Origin of the sequence: Streptomyces sp. NPDC088762 (genome assembly GCF_044750905.1) — a bacterium.
Taxonomy (GTDB): domain Bacteria; phylum Actinomycetota; class Actinomycetes; order Streptomycetales; family Streptomycetaceae; genus Streptomyces.
The window spans coordinates 67,842-84,176 of the sequence record NZ_JBIVKT010000002.1 but is presented as its reverse complement, the minus strand read 5'-3'; the positions used below and the strand labels follow the sequence as shown (position 1 = coordinate 84,176).

Here is a 16,335-nt window from a genome sequence, read left to right as displayed (position 1 = left end):
GTACGTCCAGTACGAGGGCTTCCCCCCGGCACACCGAGAGCACGCACCAGACGCCGCGTGGCCGCCCTCCGGGCGACGACGGGAGTTTGACGACAGGCCCTAGCAGCCGCCCGGGGCCGTGGGCGGAGTCTCACACTCCGTGCCCGCGCGGGTGACCTCCGCCCACAGGGCGGTTTCGACCTTGCCCAGGAGGCGGGCCAGTTCCGCGCGTTCCGGGGCGTCCAGGCCGTCCAGGGTCTGGAGTTCGAGCTCGCCCCACGCCCTGCGGACGTCGATCAGGAGCCCGCAGCTGGCCTCCGTGGCCTCGACCAGGGAGGCCCGCCGGTCCGAGGGGTCGGGGCGGCGCCGGACGTGGCCCGACTGCTCCAGGCGCTGGAGCATCTTGGTCACCGTGGAGGGGTCGAGGCCGAGGGTTTTGATCAGCTCGGACTGGCGCACCGCGCCGCTGTCCCAGAGGTGCATCATCAGGAACTCCTGCCCCGGGTGCAGCCCCAGGTCCCGCAGGAGCCGCCCGGCGGCGATCCGGTGGAGCCGGGCGACGCGGCTGATCGCATGACTCACCGGCCCGTCCAGCACGGCGCTGGGCACCGCCGCGCACTGCGGGGTGGTGTGCGCCTCCCGCACGGATTCCGCGGTCATGGGAGTGCTCCTCCTGGTCGGTCCGGCAGATCCCTGGTGGGTTGATCCTACCTGCCGCCCTCATTTTATCTTGGTCGGCCAAGTAATGGGGTACGCTGCTTCCCGCAGCAAATCATTGGCCGACCAACCATCTTCTGCGAGGCAGTCATGACCAGCGCTTTCGACCCCGTCCACCTCGCCGGCGCCACGCTCTCCAACCGGATCGCCCTGGCGCCGATGACGCGCAGCCGCGCGGGCGAGGGCGGCGTCGCCACCCGCCTCGTCGCCGAGTACTACACCCAGCGGGCCTCCGCGGGCCTGATCATCAGCGAGGGGATCCAGCCCTCCGCCGTCGGCCAGGGCTACCCCTTCACCCCCGGCCTGCACAGCGCCGAGCAGGTCGCGTCCTGGCGCGAGGTCACCGACTCCGTCCACGCGGCGGGCGGCCGGATCTTCGCCCAGCTGATGCACGCGGGCCGGATCGGCCACCCGACGCTGCTGCCCGACGGCCTCGTACCCGTCGCCCCGTCGGCGGTCGCCGCCCGGGGACAGCTCTTCACCGGCGACGGCATGAAGGATCTCGTGACCCCGCGCGAGCTGACCGGAGCCGAGGTGCGGCAGACCATCGCCGACTACGCGGCGGCCGCCCGGAACGCGATGGAGGCCGGTTTCGACGGGGTGGAGCTGCACGGCGCCAACGGTTACCTGATCCACCAGTTCCTGGCCCCCGGCTCGAACCTGCGCACCGACGAGTGGGGCGGGCCGGTGGAGAACCGGATCCGCTTCGCGGTGGAGGTGGTCAAGGCGGTGGCCTCGGCGATCGGCGCCGGGCGCACGGCGCTGCGCGTCTCGCCCGGGAACCCGTACAACGACATCTCCGAGCCGGAGCCGCAGGCCGCCTACGAGGCGCTGGTCAAGGAGATCGACGGCCTCGGCCTGGCCTACCTGCACGTCCTGGAGCACGGCCCCGAGGCACGGGAGGCCACCCTCGCCCTCCGCAAGCAGTTCAGCGGCCCGCTCGTGCTGAACCCGGCCACGGAAGGCCCCACCGACCACCGCGCCCTCACGCTGATCGAGGACGGCACGGCCGACCTGCTCGCCTTCGGCGCGCTCTTCCTGGCCAACCCCGACCTGCCCGAGCGACTGCGCACGGAAGGCCCGTACAACGCCCCGGACCCGGCCACCTTCTTCGGTGGAGACGCCCGCGGTTACACGGACTACCCCGCCCTCGGGGCCGCCTAGCGCGGCACCTCCCGCGGCCCAACGGGGGCCGATCGGATGAGGAGATTCCGCTTCCGCTTGCCCTAGCCTGTACCGGCAACGCAGACCGGGGGGCCGAGCGCAAAGGAAGAGCGCGTCCATGGGCATCAGCAGCAGTTCCGTACGTCGCCTGCGGGCGGGCTCCGCCGTGGCGGCCGCCGTCCTCGGCCTGGTGGCGGCTGCCGGCGCGCCGGCCCTGGCCGCCGCGGGCGGCCCGGCGGACCGGTCCTCGGCCACGGGTCCCGCCGGGGCCGCCCAGGGCCCCGCCCGGGTCCCGCTGGGCATATCCCGGCTGGCGCAGACCTCGGGCTCGGGCCGCGACATCGCCATCACCATCGACGACGGCCCGGACCCGCGCTGGACCCCGGAGGTCCTGCGCGTGCTGAGGGAGAACCACGTCAAGGCCACCTTCTGCATGATCGGGACCCGCGCGCAGGAGTACCCGGCCCTGGTGCGCTCGGTCGCCGCCGAGGGCCACCGGCTGTGCGACCACTCGGTCGACCACGACGTGACCATGGACCACAAGCCCGTCGCGTTCCAGAGGCAGCAGATCCTCGACGGCAAGGCCATGATCGAGAAGGCCGCGCCGGGGGTCCCCGTCACCTACTACCGTGCGCCGGGCGGTGCCTTCACCCCCGCGAGCCGCGCGATCGCCGCCGCGAGCGGGATGCGGCCCCTGGGCTGGAGCGTGGACCCCAAGGACTGGAGCCGGCCCGGCCTGCCGGCCATCGTCGCCGTCGTGGAGGGCGAGCTGCCCCCGCAGCCGACCGTCCTCTTCCACGACGGGGGCGGGGACCGCAGCGAGACCGTCGCGGCGCTGAAGGAGTACCTGCCCTGGCTCACCGCGCGGGGCTACACCTTCACCTTCCCCGCCCGCGCCACCCCGTAAGGGCCTGCGGCACCGTTTCCGTGCGTGCCCGGGGGCACGGCGCCCCCGGCGGGCGGCCGTCAGCGCTCCCGCGCCGACGCATGCGGGACGTCACGTGGGACGTGCGGCGTCGGAGGTCAGTCGCCGCCTCCGCCGCAGCCTCCCCCGCCTCCGCAGGAGGAACCGCCGCCGCAGGACGAGCTGCCGCAACCGCCCCCGCCGCCGTCGCCCCACGAGCCACCGCGCCTGCCCTTGCGCGACGGCCCGCCGCTTCCCCCCGCCTTGGCCACGACCACCACGATGAGGATGAACCCCAGGATCACCAGGATTGTCATGTGCCCTGCCCCCGTTCCCCGTACGGTCCCGTCCGGTCCGTGTCAGGGGGATCCCCCGCCCGGTGGCCGGACCAACCCCACTTGAGGAACTCCAGAGCTTGGACGTCGTGCGCCGGGCACGGGCCGCCGGTCCGAGTCGGTGGCCATCTCCCGGGCCACCGGGGTCAGTTGGGCGGCAGGAGGATCAGCGGCGCCGTGCGCAGGTCCAGGCCCCCATGCCCTGGATCTTGGCGAGTCTCCTCGCCGTCGCGATCTGCTGCGCCTTCGTGGCGAGGTCGGCACGTCGTGCGTACCTGCGGCCTCCGGCCGCGTTCCAGCTCGACTGGGTGAACTGCAATCCGCCGTAATGGCCGTTGCCGGTGTTCGCACGCCAGTTGCCGCCGGATTCACAGCGGGCGATGGCATTCCAGTCGGGCTTCGGTTTGGAGTGGACCGAGGCCGCATGAGCCCCGGAGACATCCAGCAGGGCTACGGTCAACAAGACCGTGGCGGCCAGCAGTTGACCGATCGTGTTCCGGCTTCGCCGGTCCTTGCGGTGGCGCGACATCAGTCCTCCTTCGCTGTTGGGGCGGACCTGCCGCAAACAGCGGGCGGGCCCGCGTACGGCCGTGTTCGGGCCGTGGCCACAGCACAGCACGGACCTGAGGGATTACAGCGGCACTTGAGGTCGGCGCAGGCCGGACGCCACCCGAACGGACGCTCTAAGTGCGTGCGGTGGCAGGCGCGCAGCGGTCCCCCGACGTGGCGGCAGCGCCTCTGCGGCACGGGGCAGCCGCCTCCGTTTCCGGCCCGGCCGCGGGGGTAGGCGCGCCTTGCGCCGCAGGGGCCCGCAGGGTCGGTCGCTGCGGCGTTTTCACGTGACAGGAGGCCAGGTCGACGCCGTTGGAGGAGTCATGGACCATTCCCACGCACCCGTACTCGATGCGTTGGAGGAGTTTCGGCGCCGGGGGGACATCGCCTACGGGCCGCCCGGTCACAAGCAGGGTCGCGGGGTGGATCCCAGGGTGGCCGACGTGGTGGGCCTCGATGTGTTCCGGTCGGACGTGCTGACGCTCAACGGCCTGGACGACCGGCGTGAGTCCCAAGGAGTGCTGAGCCGGGCACAGGAACTGATGGCCGACGCGGTCGGCGCGGAGCAGGCGTTCTTCTCGACCTGCGGAAGCTCGTTGTCGGTGCGGACCGCGATGCTGGCCGTGGCCGGGCCCGGCGAGAAGCTGCTGCTGTCACGGAACGCGCACAAGTCGGTGATCGCGGCGGTGGTGGTGAACGGCGTGGAGCCGATCTGGGTCCACCCGAAGTTCGACTCCGAACGGCACCTGGCGCACCCGCCCGAGCCCGACGACGTACGCCGGCGGCTGGAGGAGCACCCCGACGCCAAGGGGATGCTGCTGATCACCCCGACGAACTGGGGCACCTGCGCCGACATCCGGGGCGTGGCCGACGTCTGCCATTCCTTCGACGTGCCGCTGATCGTCGACGAGGCGTGGGGGGCGCACCTGCCCTTCCACCCGGACCTGCCGGCCTGGGGCATCGACGCGGGCGCGGACCTGGTGGTCACCAGCGTGCACAAGATGGGTGGCGCCATCGAGCAGAGTTCGGTCTTCCACCTGCAGTACGACCGGGTTTCGCCGGACGTGCTCAAGCAGCGCGAGGACCTGCTGGGGACGACCAGTGCGTCCTCGCTCGTGTACGCGACGCTCGACGGCTGGCGGCGGCAGATGGTGGAGCACGGACGGGACCTGCTGGACGGCGCGCTGCGGCGGGCGTACCGGGTGCGCGAGGCCGTCGCCGGCACGTCCGGCCTGCGGCTGATGGACCGCGAGGTCGTCGAGGCCGGGCTCGCCGCCGAGCTGGATCCGCTCAAGATCGTGATCGATGTACAGGACCTCGGGATCAGCGGCATGCAGGCGGCGGAGTGGCTGCGGACGGAGTGCCAGGTCGACGTGGGAGGATCCGACACCTTCCGGATCAACGCGTCGATCACCCATGCGGATGACGACGACACCGAGAAGGTCCTCGTCGATGCCCTGCGCAAGCTGGTGGACGGGGCCGGCTCGATCGAACGGCAGCCCGCGGTGCACCTGCCCCCGCCGCGGTCGCTGGAGCTGGAGCAGGCGCGTCTTCCGCGCGAGGCCTTCTTCGGCGAGGCGGAGCAGGTGGCGTCGAAGGACGCGGTCGGCCGGATCGCCGCCGAGACCATCAGCCCGTACCCGCCGGGCGTGCCCGTGGTGGCACCCGGCGAGGTGATCAACTCCGAGGTGGTGGACTACCTGCGCAGCGGCGCCGACCACGGAATGCTCCTCCCGGACGCGGCGGACCCGTCCGCGAAGACGTTCCGGGTGGTGGCCCGCGGCCGGTGAGGACAGGCCGTCCGGGGGTCAGCGGCGGGCGGTGGCCGCGTCCGGATCGTGACGCAGCACCGCCTGCACCGCCTCCAGCACCTCGTCCACGGTGATCCGCAGGAGCCGGGCGTCGGGCAGCGGCCCGTGGGCGTCCCCGGGGCGCAGCGGGTCCTCGCCGGGCCGCGGTCGCCACAGCACGCGGTGCGCCGGGTGCTGTGGCGGGCCCCACAAGCGCGGCGCCACCGGCCCGAACAGCACGACCGACGGGGTGCCCAGGGCCGTGGCCAGGTGGGCCAGCCCGGTGTCTCCGACCACGACGCAGCGGGCGTCGGCCACCAGGGCGCAGAGCTGCGGGAACGGTACGTCGTCCGCGCCGCCCAGCACCGCTTCCGCCGGCAGCCCGGCTTCGGCCGCCACGCGGCGGCCCAGCCGTCCCTCCCCCACCCCCGCCGTGACGACGACCCGGTGACCCGCGCGGTCCAGGGCCCGCGCCACGGCCGCGAACCGCTGCGCCGGCCAGCGGCGGGCGCCCGAGTCGGCGCCCGGGTGGACCACGACGGCGCCGGGAGCGGGAGACGGGCACGCGGGGCGCGGGATGGCGAGGTCGGTGGGGTCGGCCTCGATCCCGTACCAGCGCAGCAGCCGGCACCAGCGGTCGCGCTCGTGCTCGTCCGGGCGCCAGTGGGGCCCGGCGATGTCGGGCGTGCCGCTGTGCCTGAAGGCGAGGAGCCGGCCCGGCCGCAGCCGCTGGAGGAGGAGGTGGCTCGGTGGGCCGTTTCCGTGCAGGTCCACCGCCACGTCGGGAGCCGGGCCTGCCCAGCCGAGCCCCGCGGGCACGGCGCGGCCGGGTGCGCCGACGGGCAGGAGCCGGTCGACCAGACCCGTCGCCCTCACGGCGGCGGACAGGCGGCCGGGGGCGGCCAGCACGATGTCGCTGTCCTGCATGCTCCGGCGCAGCGCCCGCAGGCAGGGCACCACCGTCAGCAGGTCGCCGAGCCCCAAGGCGCGCAGCACCAGCACCTGGGGCCGGGCGGCGCGGGGCGCACCGGTTGACCCGCTCACGGCCAGGACGGTTCCCGGCGGGGTACCACCACCAGTTCCCCGAGGGCGCTTCCGCTCGGCACGGACAGGGCGTACACGACGGTGTCGGCGACGATCTCCGGGCTCTGCAGCATGGAGACGTCGGCGTCAGGGAAGCGCTCCAGGATGAAGGCGGTCTCCATCCCGCCGGCGATGACCCCCGTCACCCCGATGCCCTCGCAGTCGCGCTGTGCCTCCTTGAAGAGGGTGTGCGTGAAGGCGCGCAGCCCCGATTTGCTCGCCGCGTAGGGGCCGGCCTCCGTCCACGTCCGGTTCGCGGCCGTCGAGAGGATGTTGACGATGTGGCCGCCGCCCTGGGCCACCATGCGGCGGTACGCCTCCAGGCACAGGTACATCGGCCCGAGGAGGTTGGTGTTCACCACTCGGGTGACCTCGTCCGCCGTGAGGTGCTCGGCCGACTTCGAGACGTCCACGGCGGCGTTGTTGACGAGGATGTCCACCCGCTGACCGGCCTCGTCGACGTCACGGAAGACATCGGCCACCGCGCCCGGGTCGCAGACGTCCAGGCCCACGGAACGGGCCCGCCACCCCTGGGCGATGAGGTCCTCGCACAGTTCCTTCGCCAGGTCCTGCCGTACGTCCGCCACGAGGACCGAGGCCCCGGCGGCGGCCAGTCGGCGGGAGATGGCGGCTCCCAGTCCGCGGGCGCCTCCGGTCACCAATGCCTGTTTGCCCTGCAGGTCCACGTACGTCGCGTTGCTCATCCGCCCTGCCCTCCGTCGTCGGCTGCCGGCCGCCGGGAACCCGTGTGTCCGCGCCGCTCGGCCGCTCTGGTCTCCACTGTCACCAGCGCGGCCGTCTCCGGCACGCCGGGTTAGGCCGCAGGGTGGCGCGGCGCCCGGTCCGGCGCGCCCCGGCGGCGGGGCGGGCGCCTGCCCCCGGTGGCGTGTGAGCAAGCACACGGGCACCCCCGCATCCCTGGTGGCCCAAGGGCGGGGTCAGGAGCCGGGTGGCCGGGTCCGGCCGGTCCGGGACGCAGGTCACAGCGGGGGCGGGAGAGCGTCTGCCACCATGACCGGCGGGTTCGTGCCTCCCCCTCCACTCCACCTGTCGAGCGCCGGTGTGCGTGTCGACGGTGCGGAGCGCCCGTTCCCCGCCTTCCTTTTCCGTCCTCCGCGCTTCGCGCTCCGTCCCCGGTGCCTCTGTGTCTGTGTCTGTGCCTGTGCCTTCTGCCGCCCCGTCCGCGACCTCGACCCCTGCCCCCGCCCCCGCCCCTGGCGACCGCTCGCCGTGGCGGTCCCTGCGCTACCGCAGCATGCGCTGGTGGGCCGTCGCCAACTTCGTGTCCAACGCCGGTACGTGGATGCAGCTGACGGTGCAGAACCTGCTCGTGCTGCAGATCACCGGGTCGGCCGCCGCGACGGGGCTGTCCGTGTCCATCCAGGTGGCGCCGGGTCTGCTGCTCGGCCTCGCCGGCGGTGCCGCCGTCGACCGCTGGCCCCGCAAGCTGACGGCGGCCGCGGGCCAGGCCCTGCTCGGCCTGGTGGCCCTGGTGACGGCGGTGCTCGTCGCGCTGGGCCGCCTGGACCTGCCGGTCCTGCTCGCGCTGTCGGCCGTCACCGGCCTGATCGCCACCGTCGACGGCCCGGCCTGCGCGCTGCTCGGCAACGACCTCGTCCGTACGGAGGACGTGCCCTCCGCCATCGGCGTCGGCTCGCTCGTCCACAGCGCCGGACGGCTCGCGGGCGCGGCGCTCGCCGGCGTCGCCGTCGCCGTCGTGGGCACGGCGGCGGCCTACGCGGCGAACGGCGTGTCGTTCCTGTTCGTGGCCTGCGTGATCCCCTTCCTGAAGGCGGCGCGGCCCGCGCAACCGCGTGCCGAGGCGGTCACGGCGCCCGGGGCGGACCCGGCGTCCGAGCCGGTCGAGGAGCAGAAGACGAGCGCCCGGGACGGGCTCGCCTTCTTCATGCGGCGGCCCCGGCTGGTGGCCCTCGCCGCGCTGAACGGGATCAGCGCGATGTTCGGCCGCAATTACTCGCTCACCCTGGTGGTGCTGGTCACCGGCCCGCTGGCGGGCGACGCCGGCTCGTTCAGCAAGGTCTCCACGGTCCTTGCCGTGGGCGGGATCATCGGCGCCGTCCTGGGTGCGCGGCTGCACCGGCCCAGCGTCCGCCTGGTGGGGATGCTGACCTTCGCCGGGGCGCTGCTCCAGGTGCTGGCCGGCCTGTCCCCGTCGCTCGCGCTGCTCCTCGTTCTGGTCCTGCCCATGGCCGTGGCGGAGTCCGTCGGGGACACCGCCCAGTCCACGGTGCTCCAGACGGACCCGCCGGCCAGGATGCGGGGCCGTGTGCTCGGTGCCTGGTCCAGCATCCGCACCGTGTGGAGTCTCGCGGCGCCGCCGATGCTGGGGCTGCTGATGGAGTTCGCCGGTGTCCGCGCCACGCTCGTGGCCGGCGGGCTCGTCATCGCCGGGGCGGTGGCGGCGGGCTACCTGCTGCGCGGCCGCAGGGTCCGCCCGGTGGCGCCCGCCCGGGTGTCCGAGGCGGTCCTGCCCGCCCGTACGAGCCTGGGCACCGCGGCCTGAGCCCTCCTTCCGGCTCGCTGGCCCGGACCGGCTCAGGGAGCGGGGTCCCGGGCCGGCTCCGGACCCGAGGCGGCGCGTGCCGCCCGGTGGGCGAGGCCGGTGGTGGAGCGGCCGTCGAGGTACGGCAGGACGACGGTCTGGCCGCCCCAGGCGCGCAGTGCCTCCGCCTCCGGCAGCGCGTCGGCCGAGTAGTCGCCGCCCTTGACCCAGACGTCCGGCCGCAGCGCGTGCAGCAGGGCCTGGGGGGTGTCCTCCTCGAAGGCGACGACGGCATCGACGCTGGCGAGCGCCGACAGGACCCGCACGCGGTCCTCCAGGGGGGTGAGCGGACGGCCCGGCCCTTTCAGACGCCGCAGGGACGCGTCGGTGTTCACGCAGACGATCAGGCAGTCGCCGATGCGCCGCGCGCTGTCGAGCAGGCCCACGTGTCCGGCGTGCAGCAGGTCGAAGCAGCCGCCCGTGGCCACCACGGTGCCGCCGGCCGCGCGCACGCTCTCGGCCAGCGCGAACGCGTCCGCCGGGGCGGGGGCGCCGGCCGCCGCCTCACCGCCCTCCCGCCACAGGCGGGGGTCGGAGGCGCCGCCCGCCGCGACGAACGCGGCCGCGCCGGCCACCGCGCGCTGCACGGCCTCCTCCGGCAGGGCGCCCTCCGCGAGCGCGACCGCGGCGAGGGCGGCGAAACAGTCGCCGGCGCCGCACGGATCGCCGACGGCCGGGTAGGGGGCCGGCACGAGCATCGGCGCCGCCGAGCGCGGGCTGGTCAGCAGCGCGCCGCGGTCCCCGAGGGTCACCGCGACCGAGACGGCGTCCCAGCGTTCGGCCAGGGCGGCGCCCCGCCACGCGTGCGCCCCCAGCGAATGTCCCTCGCCCTGGCACAGGGCGGCCGCCTCGGCGGCGTTCGGCGTCACCAGGCGGGCTCCCGGAACCGGCGGGCCGCCGCGCGGGTGCGGGTCCCACACCAGCGGCACGCGGCGCGCCACACCGGCCAGCAGCGGCCGCACGGCGTCCGCCGTGCCCCTGCCGTAGTCCGCGACCAGGACGGCGTGCGCCCCGGCGAGTGCTGCGCGTACGGCGTCGGTGACCGGGCCGACCTCACCGCCGCCCTGGTCCACGCGGACCAGGGGCCGGCCACCTGCCAGCACCCGTGTCTTCACCGGCAGGGTGCCGTCCAGCGCGAGCTCCACCAGCCGTACCCGACCGCGCAGCGCCTCGCGCACGCGTTCGCTGGCCCGGTCCTCGCCGAGCGCGGTGACCAGGACGACGTCACGGCCGGCCCGCGCGGCCAGGATCGCGGCCAGTCCGGCTCCCCCCGGGCGCGAGAGGTCGGCGGTCACGTCGACGACGGGCACCGGCGCGTCGGGGGCGAGCCGGTCCACGACGCCCTGGACGTCGCGGTCGAGGAGGGCGTCACCGACCACGACCAGGGGCCCGCCGGCGTTCACGACGTCCTCCGGAGGGCGGCGGCCGCCGGCCGCGGTGCTCTGCGGCCCGCGGCCCGTCCCGCCCGTCCCGCGGCGCGGGTGGCGGCGGGCGCGTCGGCGAGCGCGGCGTCGAACGACTCGCACAGCAGGTGCACGGCCACCAGGTGGGCCTCCTGCACGGTCGCCGTCGTGTCCGCGTCGATGCACAGGGCCTGGTCGGCGGCTTCGGCGAGCGGGTTCGGGGAGGCGCCGGTCAGCGCCCAGACCTCCACTCCCGCCGCGCGGGCCGTCATCGCGGCCGCCAGCAGGTTCGTGCTGCGCCCGGAGGTCGACAGCAGGATGAGGACGTCACCGTCCCGGCCGTGGGCCGCCACTTGACGGGCGAAGACGTGCTCGAATCCGTAGTCGTTGCCGATGGCCGTCACGCTGGAGCTCTCCGCGTGCAGGGCGATGGCCGAGTACGCGGCGCGTTCCTCGCGGTACCGGCCGACGAGTTCCGCGGTCAGGTGCTGTGCCTGGGCCGCGCTGCCCCCGTTGCCGGCGGCGAGCAGCCGACCGCCCGCGGGCAGGACCGCGGCGAGCCGGTGGCCCCAGTGGGCGAGTTGGTCCAGGCCGTGGACGCGCAGCCGTTGCAGGGCGTCTTCGAGCGACTGGCAGTGCTGGTGGGCTCCTGCGTGTGCGGGGGTCTGGCTCATGGCGTCGGGCCGGCCCGCTCGCGTGAGCGGTCCGGGCCCCACCTCCTTCAGGCTTCGAAGCTGCGCGGGACGGGCCGCCGGTCCGCCGGGACGGGGCGGGCGGGCGGTGGGGTCGGACGGGCGCTCGCCCGCGGGATCACGGGGCCCCGGCGGCGGTGAGGCGCCCGGTGAGCGCCGAGCGGTAGGCCCGCTCCGTGGCCGAGGCGACGTGCGCCCAGCCGTACCGGCTCGTCACCCGCCGGCGGCCGGCGTTCCCGTAGGCCTCGCGCAGGGGGGCGTCGGCCAGGAGTTCGGCCACGGCGCCGGCCAGCGCGCCGGGGTCCCCCGGCGGTACCAGCCGTCCGGTCCCCCGGTCGACGACGGTGTCGAGCTGGCCGCCGACGGCACTCGCCACGACGGGGCGGCCGCAGGCCATGGCCTCGAGCGGCACGATGCCGAACGGCTCGTAGTCCGCGGGGCACAGCACCACGTCGGCACTGCGCATCACGGCGGGGACCTCGGCGCACGGCACCGCGCCGAGGAAGCGCACGCGGTCGGCGACCCCGGCGCCGCGGGCGATGTCGCGCAGGCGGCGCACCTCCGGATCGCGGTCCAGGCAGGCGGCGTCGGGACCGCCCGCTATGACGAGTTCCGCCTCCGGCAGGCGGGCGAGCGCGGCGATGGACACGGCCGCCCCCTTGCGGGGGACCAGCCTGCCGATCTGGAGCAGCCGGTAGCGGTGCCGCGTCCCGCGTTCGGCGACGGGACCGTCCGGGCGGAACCGGTCGGTGTCGACGCCGCAGGGGACCACATCGGCCTTGTCCGCGGGGATGCCCATCCGTTCGAGTTCGGCGACTTCGTCCCGGCAGGTGGCCACCACCCGGTCGCAGCCCAGGCCGACCTCCCGTTCGCAGCCGATGCGCGACGGCGGACTGGTGTCGGCGGCGCCCTGGTGCCTCCTCTTGACCGTTCCGAGCGCGTGGTAGGTGTGCAGCATCGGCAGCCGCAGCTCCCGTGCCGCCGTGAGGGAGGCGAGACCCGACATCCAGAAGTGCGAATGGATCAGGTCGGGGGGCTGGTCGTGCCGCCAGCGGTCCATCAGGTAGTACGAGAACTCGCGCATGTGCGGCAGCAGTTCGTCCTTGGGCAGGTGCTCCGCCGGGCCGGCCGGGACGTGGTGCACGGTGACGCCGGCGCGCATGTGGGTGCGTTCGGGCAGATCACGCGCGTCGCGGCGGGTGTAGACCGTCACCCGGTGGCCGCGGTCGGCCAGGGCTGCGGCCAGGCAGGCCACGTGTACGTTCTGTCCGCCCGCGTCGACGCCGCCCAGGGTGGCGAGCGGGCTGGCGTGTTCGGAGACCAGCGCCACGGACAGGGACCGCCTCGGTGTGGCCGGGAGGGCGGACCGGCGGGCGGACGTCATGACCGCACCTCCGCCATCAGCCGCTCCCAGTCATCCAGGAAGCGTTTGAGGCCGTGGCGTTCGAGGGCCGCCTGCCGGGCCCGGGCGCCGTCCTCGGCCGCTGCCTCCGGTTCGGCGAGGTAGTGGCGGGCCGCGCGGGCCAGTACCTCGGGCCGGGTGGACAGGACACCGGTGCCGGGCGGCACGGCCTCCACGGCCTCCGTCGCGGCGAGGACGACGACGGGCATGCCCAGGTGCATGGCCTCCAGGAGGGACAGGCCCAGGGACGTCCAGCGCATGGGATGCAGGTAGAGGCGGCGTTCCGCCATGGCGGCGTGCAGGTCCCGCTGGGGGAGCTCGTGCGCGCGGCACCGCTCGGCGGGCAGGCCCAGGTGCTCGGCGAGCCCTTCGGTGCGCATGCCGAACACGTCCAGGGGCGCGGACCGTGCCAGTGCGGGCAGCAGGTCCGTGCCGGTGTGGCGGCCGCGGCGGACCGGTTCGTTGACGACCACGGCGGCGCGGGGCAGGGCGCCGGTGTAGAGGTGCCCCGGATCGACGATGCCGTGCTCGATGACCTCGGCGCGGGTGCTGCCGCTGTCCCAGTACAGCCGGTTGAAGTGGGTCACGTGCACCAGCGTCAGGTCGTCGCGGTCGGCGCACGGATGTCGGGTCAGCGGCACCGCTCCGTCCGGGGCGTTGTGCTCCAGGTAGACGGCGGGGATGTCCCTGCCCGGGCGGCGGCGGAGCCAGCGCTCGGCCAGTTCCGCCTCGTGGGGCCGTTGCAGTACGACGAGGTCGACCCGCGTGTCGGCGAGTTCCGCCGGAGTGACCTCGCGGACCGATTCCGGCCAGTCGAAGGTACGGGCCCGCCCCAGTCCGTCGGGCCCCCGGTCGGGCGTGACGGGCACCAGGTAGGTGTGCGGTCCCTGGACGAAAGCGGTCGTCCAGGAACCGTGTACGTGCCACAGCAGGATGTTCATACGCTGGCTCCTCGATCGCTCTCGCTGAGGTCCGGCAGGCGGGCAGGGTGCCCGTTCACCGGTCGATGGCCCAGGAGTCCGGCCACGGCGGCCAGGACCTCTGCATCGCTGACGGAGTCCAGACAGGGGTGTCCCGGAAGCGGGCACTCCCGGGCCCTGCTGCCGGCGCAGGCGGCGGCGTGGTCGCCGAGCAGGACGTGCGGCACGCCGTGGGGGCGCCAGCGTTCCGCCGGCACGACCGGGGCGAAGAGGCAGACGACGGGGGTGCCGACGGCGCAGGCGAGGTGCATGGGGCCGGTGTTGCCGGTCACCACGACCCGCGCGCCGGCCAGGACGCCCGCCAGTTCGTGCAGGTCGGCGGTGGCACCGCCGAGGTCGAGACCGTGATGTCCGGCCACCTCGGCGGTCAGGTCCTTCTCCGCAGGGCTGCCGGTGACCACCACGCGGTGGCCCGCCGTGTGCAGCGCCGCGGCGGCCCGGGCCGCGCGACCGGCGGTCCATCGGCGGGCGGCGACGGCGGCCCCGGGATGCAGGACCACGTACGGTTCCGGACCCGTCAGCCGCGTGGTGTCGGGGGGCGGGAGCACCGCGAGCCTGCCGTCGTCCCCGGGCGGCGGGCGGAACCCGAAGGCGCGCACCAGGTCCAGCGCGGCCTCGGCCTCGTGCCGTCCGGGCAGCCGGTGGTGCCGCAGGCTCAGCAGGGAGCCGGGGTACTCCTCGCAGTCGGCGGCGACCCGCTCCACGCCCGCGAGCGCGAGCAGCAGGGCGGTCGGCAGCGGACTCTGGTGGTACGAGACGAGGACCACGCCGCGGTCGAAGCGGCCGGCGGACAGGGCGTCGACCAGCAGGCCGCATTCCTCCCGGGAGGTCCTGCCTGGCTCCAGGCCCACCCACGGCGCGTCGTAGACGAGCACCTGGTCCACGCCGGGCAGCAGCCGCGCCGCCGGAACGCCCAGGGGCCCGCACAGCAGGGTGGTGTGGGAGGAACCGGCCGCCACCGCCCGCACGGCGGGTCCGGCCAGCAGGACGTCCCCGGCGCTGTCGAGGCGTACGACGAGGCTGCGCGGGAGGTTCATCGGGTACCGCCGGGTTCGGGCGCCGGCCCGGCCGCGTCCAGGATCAGGCGGACCGCGGCCAGCAGGTCAGGCGCGGTCCGCTCCGCGGACGCGACCTCCTCGGGCCGGGTGACCGGTGTCGGTACCAGCACGCTCCGTGCCCCGGCCGCTCGCGCGGCCCCCACGTCGGCGCCGATGTCTCCGACGACCACCGTGCGGCGGGGTGCGACGCCGAGCCGTTCGCACGCGGCGAGGACCAGTCCGGGCGAGGGCTTGCGGCAGCCGCATCCGTCCTCGGGCCGGTGCGGGCAGACCGCCCACACGGCGAACGGGCCGAACAGGTCGTCCACGCGCAGCCGTACGGACTGCACCTGGTCCCGTGTCAGCAGTCCGCGGCCGACTCCGGACTGGTTGCTCACCACGCCGGTCGGGATGCCGCGGTCCCGCAGGGCGGCTATCGCGGCCCGGGCGGACGGCATCGGAACGACGCGGGCCGGGTCGCCGTTGTACGGGACGTCGACGACGAGGGTGCCGTCACGGTCGAAGAGGACGGCCTCGGGCAGGGCGTCCCGTGCGGGGGACCGGTCCCGGGGCCGGCCGGCGGCACGTGCGTCGCCCCACAGCCAGGGGCCTGCGGACGGCGGCTCGCCACGCTGCCCGCCCGCGGCGGAGGGGCGCGTCATGACCGGACCGGTTCGGCCGGTGACTCCTGCGGGGCCGCCGGGCCGGCCACCGGCGGCCGCGCGGCTCCCAGGGGGCGGGCGGCGCGGTGCAGGGCGTGGCCCCGCAGCCAGTGCCAGGCGGCGACGGGCGGGATGAGGACGCTCGTGACGAGCATGGTGGCGGTCTCGGCCCGGGTCCGTGGTCCGGGGGCGATCCGGGCCGCGGCGAACTCGGCCGTCCCGGCCAGCCACCCGCCGGCGCACACGGCGGCGGCTCCGCCCCGGCCGGCCAGCGCGCAGCCCACGGCGGCGGCCGCCGCCGCGCTGACCGCGAGGTGGCGCGGCAGCCGGCCGCGCGGTGCGGCGGCCCGTGCCCACCAGTCGTGTCCGTGCAGGCGGGTCATCAGCACGTCGTCCGCGTTGCCCGCCTGCACCCGTACGGACACCCAGCGGTCGGCGGGGCGGACCGGATGGGTGGTGCGGCGGGTGCCGGGGGCCAGGGTCCATCCGCCGTCGAGCAGGCGCAGGGCGAGGTCGGCGTCCTCCCGGAAGGCGCGCCGGAACCGTTCGTCGAAGCCGCCCGCCGCCTCCAGCGCCTCGCGCCGGAAGGCCATGTCGGCGGTGATCCAGCGGGCGGTGGAGAGCCCCGCCGTATTGCGCTCCCAGTCCGTGGGACGGCGGCCGGCCGGGAGCGGGACGTCGACGCGGGCGGTGACGGCGGCGGTGTCGCGCGCCGCTGACGCCAGGTCACGGGCCAGGTCACGGCCCCAGGTGGGTCCCGGCACCACGTCGTCGTCCAGGAAGACGATCCACGGCGCCGTGCCCGCGGCGCGGGCGCCGGTGTTGCGGGCCGCGGCGGGTCCGCGTCCGCCGCCGGCCACGACGGTGGTGAGCGGGCGCAGCGCCTGCGGCACGTCCAGGGCGGGCGGCGTGGCGCCGCTGTCGGTGCGGTCGTGGACGAGGACGACCCTGGCCGGTCCGGTGCCGTCGGCCGTGGCGGCCGCGAGGGCCTCCAGGCAGGTCCGCAGACTCGGCCTGCCGAGTGTGGGGACGACCACGGCGTACGGTTCGGCCGTCGCTCGCTGCGTCATCG

Annotated in this window: 15 protein-coding genes; 4 read left to right on the top strand and 11 right to left on the bottom strand. The window is 75.3% G+C overall.

What is annotated here, in order from left to right; all coding sequences use genetic code 11:
- Positions 1 to 99: 99 nt before the first annotated feature.
- Entirely contained in the window at positions 100 to 639 is a 540-nt protein-coding gene (locus ACIP5M_RS05070; RefSeq protein ID WP_401192036.1) for a MarR family winged helix-turn-helix transcriptional regulator, read from the bottom strand.
- A gap of 147 nt (positions 640 to 786) precedes the next feature.
- Between ACIP5M_RS05070 and ACIP5M_RS05065 the strand changes: the two genes are divergently transcribed.
- Together ACIP5M_RS05065 and ACIP5M_RS05060 are read left to right on the top strand one after the other, a co-directional pair.
- On the top strand, positions 787 to 1,860 hold the full coding sequence (locus ACIP5M_RS05065; protein ID WP_401192033.1) for an alkene reductase: 1,074 nt from the start codon (positions 787 to 789) through the stop codon (positions 1,858 to 1,860).
- Positions 1,861 to 1,978: 118 nt separating this feature from the next.
- Complete coding sequence (locus ACIP5M_RS05060; protein ID WP_401192032.1) at positions 1,979 to 2,767, top strand: polysaccharide deacetylase family protein; 789 nt, start codon at positions 1,979 to 1,981, stop codon at positions 2,765 to 2,767.
- A gap of 498 nt (positions 2,768 to 3,265) precedes the next feature.
- On the opposite strand, the gene ACIP5M_RS05055 is transcribed toward ACIP5M_RS05060, so the two are convergent.
- Complete coding sequence (locus tag ACIP5M_RS05055; RefSeq protein WP_401192029.1) at positions 3,266 to 3,628, bottom strand: transglycosylase family protein; 363 nt, start codon at positions 3,626 to 3,628, stop codon at positions 3,266 to 3,268.
- A gap of 346 nt (positions 3,629 to 3,974) precedes the next feature.
- Between ACIP5M_RS05055 and ACIP5M_RS05050 the strand changes: the two genes are divergently transcribed.
- Positions 3,975 to 5,441 (top strand): aminotransferase class I/II-fold pyridoxal phosphate-dependent enzyme, encoded by a 1,467-nt coding sequence (locus tag ACIP5M_RS05050; protein ID WP_401192027.1) that lies wholly within the window; start codon positions 3,975 to 3,977, stop codon positions 5,439 to 5,441.
- Positions 5,442 to 5,459: 18 nt separating this feature from the next.
- Here the strand turns inward: ACIP5M_RS05050 and ACIP5M_RS05045 are convergent, their stop codons facing one another.
- Together ACIP5M_RS05045 and ACIP5M_RS05040 are read right to left on the bottom strand one after the other, a co-directional pair.
- Positions 5,460 to 6,485 carry a glycosyltransferase family 9 protein gene (locus tag ACIP5M_RS05045; protein ID WP_401192024.1) on the bottom strand — a complete coding sequence of 342 codons (1,026 nt, stop codon included), beginning with the start codon at positions 6,483 to 6,485 and terminating at the stop codon, positions 5,460 to 5,462.
- Positions 6,482 to 7,228: an SDR family oxidoreductase gene (locus tag ACIP5M_RS05040; protein WP_401192021.1), complete on the bottom strand. Its 747-nt coding sequence runs from the start codon at positions 7,226 to 7,228 to the stop codon at positions 6,482 to 6,484. The genes ACIP5M_RS05045 and ACIP5M_RS05040 overlap by 4 nt, the downstream gene beginning before the upstream one ends.
- Positions 7,229 to 7,779: 551 nt before the next feature.
- Between ACIP5M_RS05040 and ACIP5M_RS05035 the strand changes: the two genes are divergently transcribed.
- Positions 7,780 to 9,048, top strand: coding sequence for an MFS transporter (locus ACIP5M_RS05035; protein WP_401193503.1), 1,269 nt, complete (start codon positions 7,780 to 7,782; stop codon positions 9,046 to 9,048).
- A gap of 32 nt (positions 9,049 to 9,080) precedes the next feature.
- Here ACIP5M_RS05035 and rfaE2 read toward each other — a convergent pair whose 3' ends face one another.
- The 7 genes from rfaE2 to ACIP5M_RS05000 form a co-directional block, all read right to left on the bottom strand.
- Positions 9,081 to 10,490, bottom strand: a complete 1,410-nt coding sequence (gene rfaE2, locus ACIP5M_RS05030) for a D-glycero-beta-D-manno-heptose 1-phosphate adenylyltransferase (protein ID WP_401192018.1) — start codon at positions 10,488 to 10,490, stop codon at positions 9,081 to 9,083.
- The gene (locus ACIP5M_RS05025) at positions 10,487 to 11,164 is read right to left on the bottom strand and encodes an SIS domain-containing protein (RefSeq protein ID WP_401192015.1); all 678 of its coding nucleotides are present in this window, start codon (positions 11,162 to 11,164) and stop codon (positions 10,487 to 10,489) included. The genes rfaE2 and ACIP5M_RS05025 overlap by 4 nt, the downstream gene beginning before the upstream one ends.
- Positions 11,165 to 11,300: 136 nt before the next feature.
- Positions 11,301 to 12,566, bottom strand: a complete 1,266-nt coding sequence (locus tag ACIP5M_RS05020) for a glycosyltransferase (protein WP_401192013.1) — start codon at positions 12,564 to 12,566, stop codon at positions 11,301 to 11,303.
- On the bottom strand, positions 12,563 to 13,525 hold the full coding sequence (locus ACIP5M_RS05015; RefSeq protein ID WP_401192010.1) for a glycosyltransferase: 963 nt from the start codon (positions 13,523 to 13,525) through the stop codon (positions 12,563 to 12,565). Before ACIP5M_RS05015 ends, ACIP5M_RS05020 begins: the two co-directional genes overlap by 4 nt.
- Complete coding sequence (locus ACIP5M_RS05010) at positions 13,522 to 14,601, bottom strand: glycosyltransferase family 9 protein (RefSeq protein WP_401192008.1); 1,080 nt, start codon at positions 14,599 to 14,601, stop codon at positions 13,522 to 13,524. Before ACIP5M_RS05010 ends, ACIP5M_RS05015 begins: the two co-directional genes overlap by 4 nt.
- Positions 14,598 to 15,263, bottom strand: a complete 666-nt coding sequence (locus ACIP5M_RS05005; protein WP_401192005.1) for a D-glycero-alpha-D-manno-heptose-1,7-bisphosphate 7-phosphatase — start codon at positions 15,261 to 15,263, stop codon at positions 14,598 to 14,600. The genes ACIP5M_RS05010 and ACIP5M_RS05005 overlap by 4 nt, the downstream gene beginning before the upstream one ends.
- Positions 15,260 to 16,333, bottom strand: a complete 1,074-nt coding sequence (locus ACIP5M_RS05000) for a glycosyltransferase family 2 protein (protein ID WP_401192002.1) — start codon at positions 16,331 to 16,333, stop codon at positions 15,260 to 15,262. Before ACIP5M_RS05000 ends, ACIP5M_RS05005 begins: the two co-directional genes overlap by 4 nt.
- Positions 16,334 to 16,335 lie beyond the last annotated feature (2 nt).

Bases quoted from the DNA above. Each gene is read 5' to 3' on its own strand.
- ACIP5M_RS05070 (WP_401192036.1), bottom strand. From the start codon at position 639: ATGACCGCGGAATCCGTGCGGGAGGCGCACACCACCCCGCAGTGCGCG.
- ACIP5M_RS05035 (WP_401193503.1), top strand. From the start codon at position 7,780: ATGCGCTGGTGGGCCGTCGCCAACTTCGTGTCCAACGCCGGTACGTGG.
- ACIP5M_RS05040 (WP_401192021.1), bottom strand. From the start codon at position 7,228: ATGAGCAACGCGACGTACGTGGACCTGCAGGGCAAACAGGCATTGGTG.
- ACIP5M_RS05015 (WP_401192010.1), bottom strand. From the start codon at position 13,525: ATGAACATCCTGCTGTGGCACGTACACGGTTCCTGGACGACCGCTTTC.
- ACIP5M_RS05060 (WP_401192032.1), top strand. From the start codon at position 1,979: ATGGGCATCAGCAGCAGTTCCGTACGTCGCCTGCGGGCGGGCTCCGCC.
- ACIP5M_RS05055 (WP_401192029.1), bottom strand. From the start codon at position 3,628: ATGTCGCGCCACCGCAAGGACCGGCGAAGCCGGAACACGATCGGTCAA.
- ACIP5M_RS05065 (WP_401192033.1), top strand. From the start codon at position 787: ATGACCAGCGCTTTCGACCCCGTCCACCTCGCCGGCGCCACGCTCTCC.
- ACIP5M_RS05000 (WP_401192002.1), bottom strand. From the start codon at position 16,333: ATGACGCAGCGAGCGACGGCCGAACCGTACGCCGTGGTCGTCCCCACA.
- ACIP5M_RS05005 (WP_401192005.1), bottom strand. From the start codon at position 15,263: ATGACGCGCCCCTCCGCCGCGGGCGGGCAGCGTGGCGAGCCGCCGTCC.
- ACIP5M_RS05010 (WP_401192008.1), bottom strand. From the start codon at position 14,601: ATGAACCTCCCGCGCAGCCTCGTCGTACGCCTCGACAGCGCCGGGGAC.
- ACIP5M_RS05050 (WP_401192027.1), top strand. From the start codon at position 3,975: ATGGACCATTCCCACGCACCCGTACTCGATGCGTTGGAGGAGTTTCGG.
- ACIP5M_RS05020 (WP_401192013.1), bottom strand. From the start codon at position 12,566: ATGACGTCCGCCCGCCGGTCCGCCCTCCCGGCCACACCGAGGCGGTCC.
- ACIP5M_RS05025 (WP_401192015.1), bottom strand. From the start codon at position 11,164: ATGAGCCAGACCCCCGCACACGCAGGAGCCCACCAGCACTGCCAGTCG.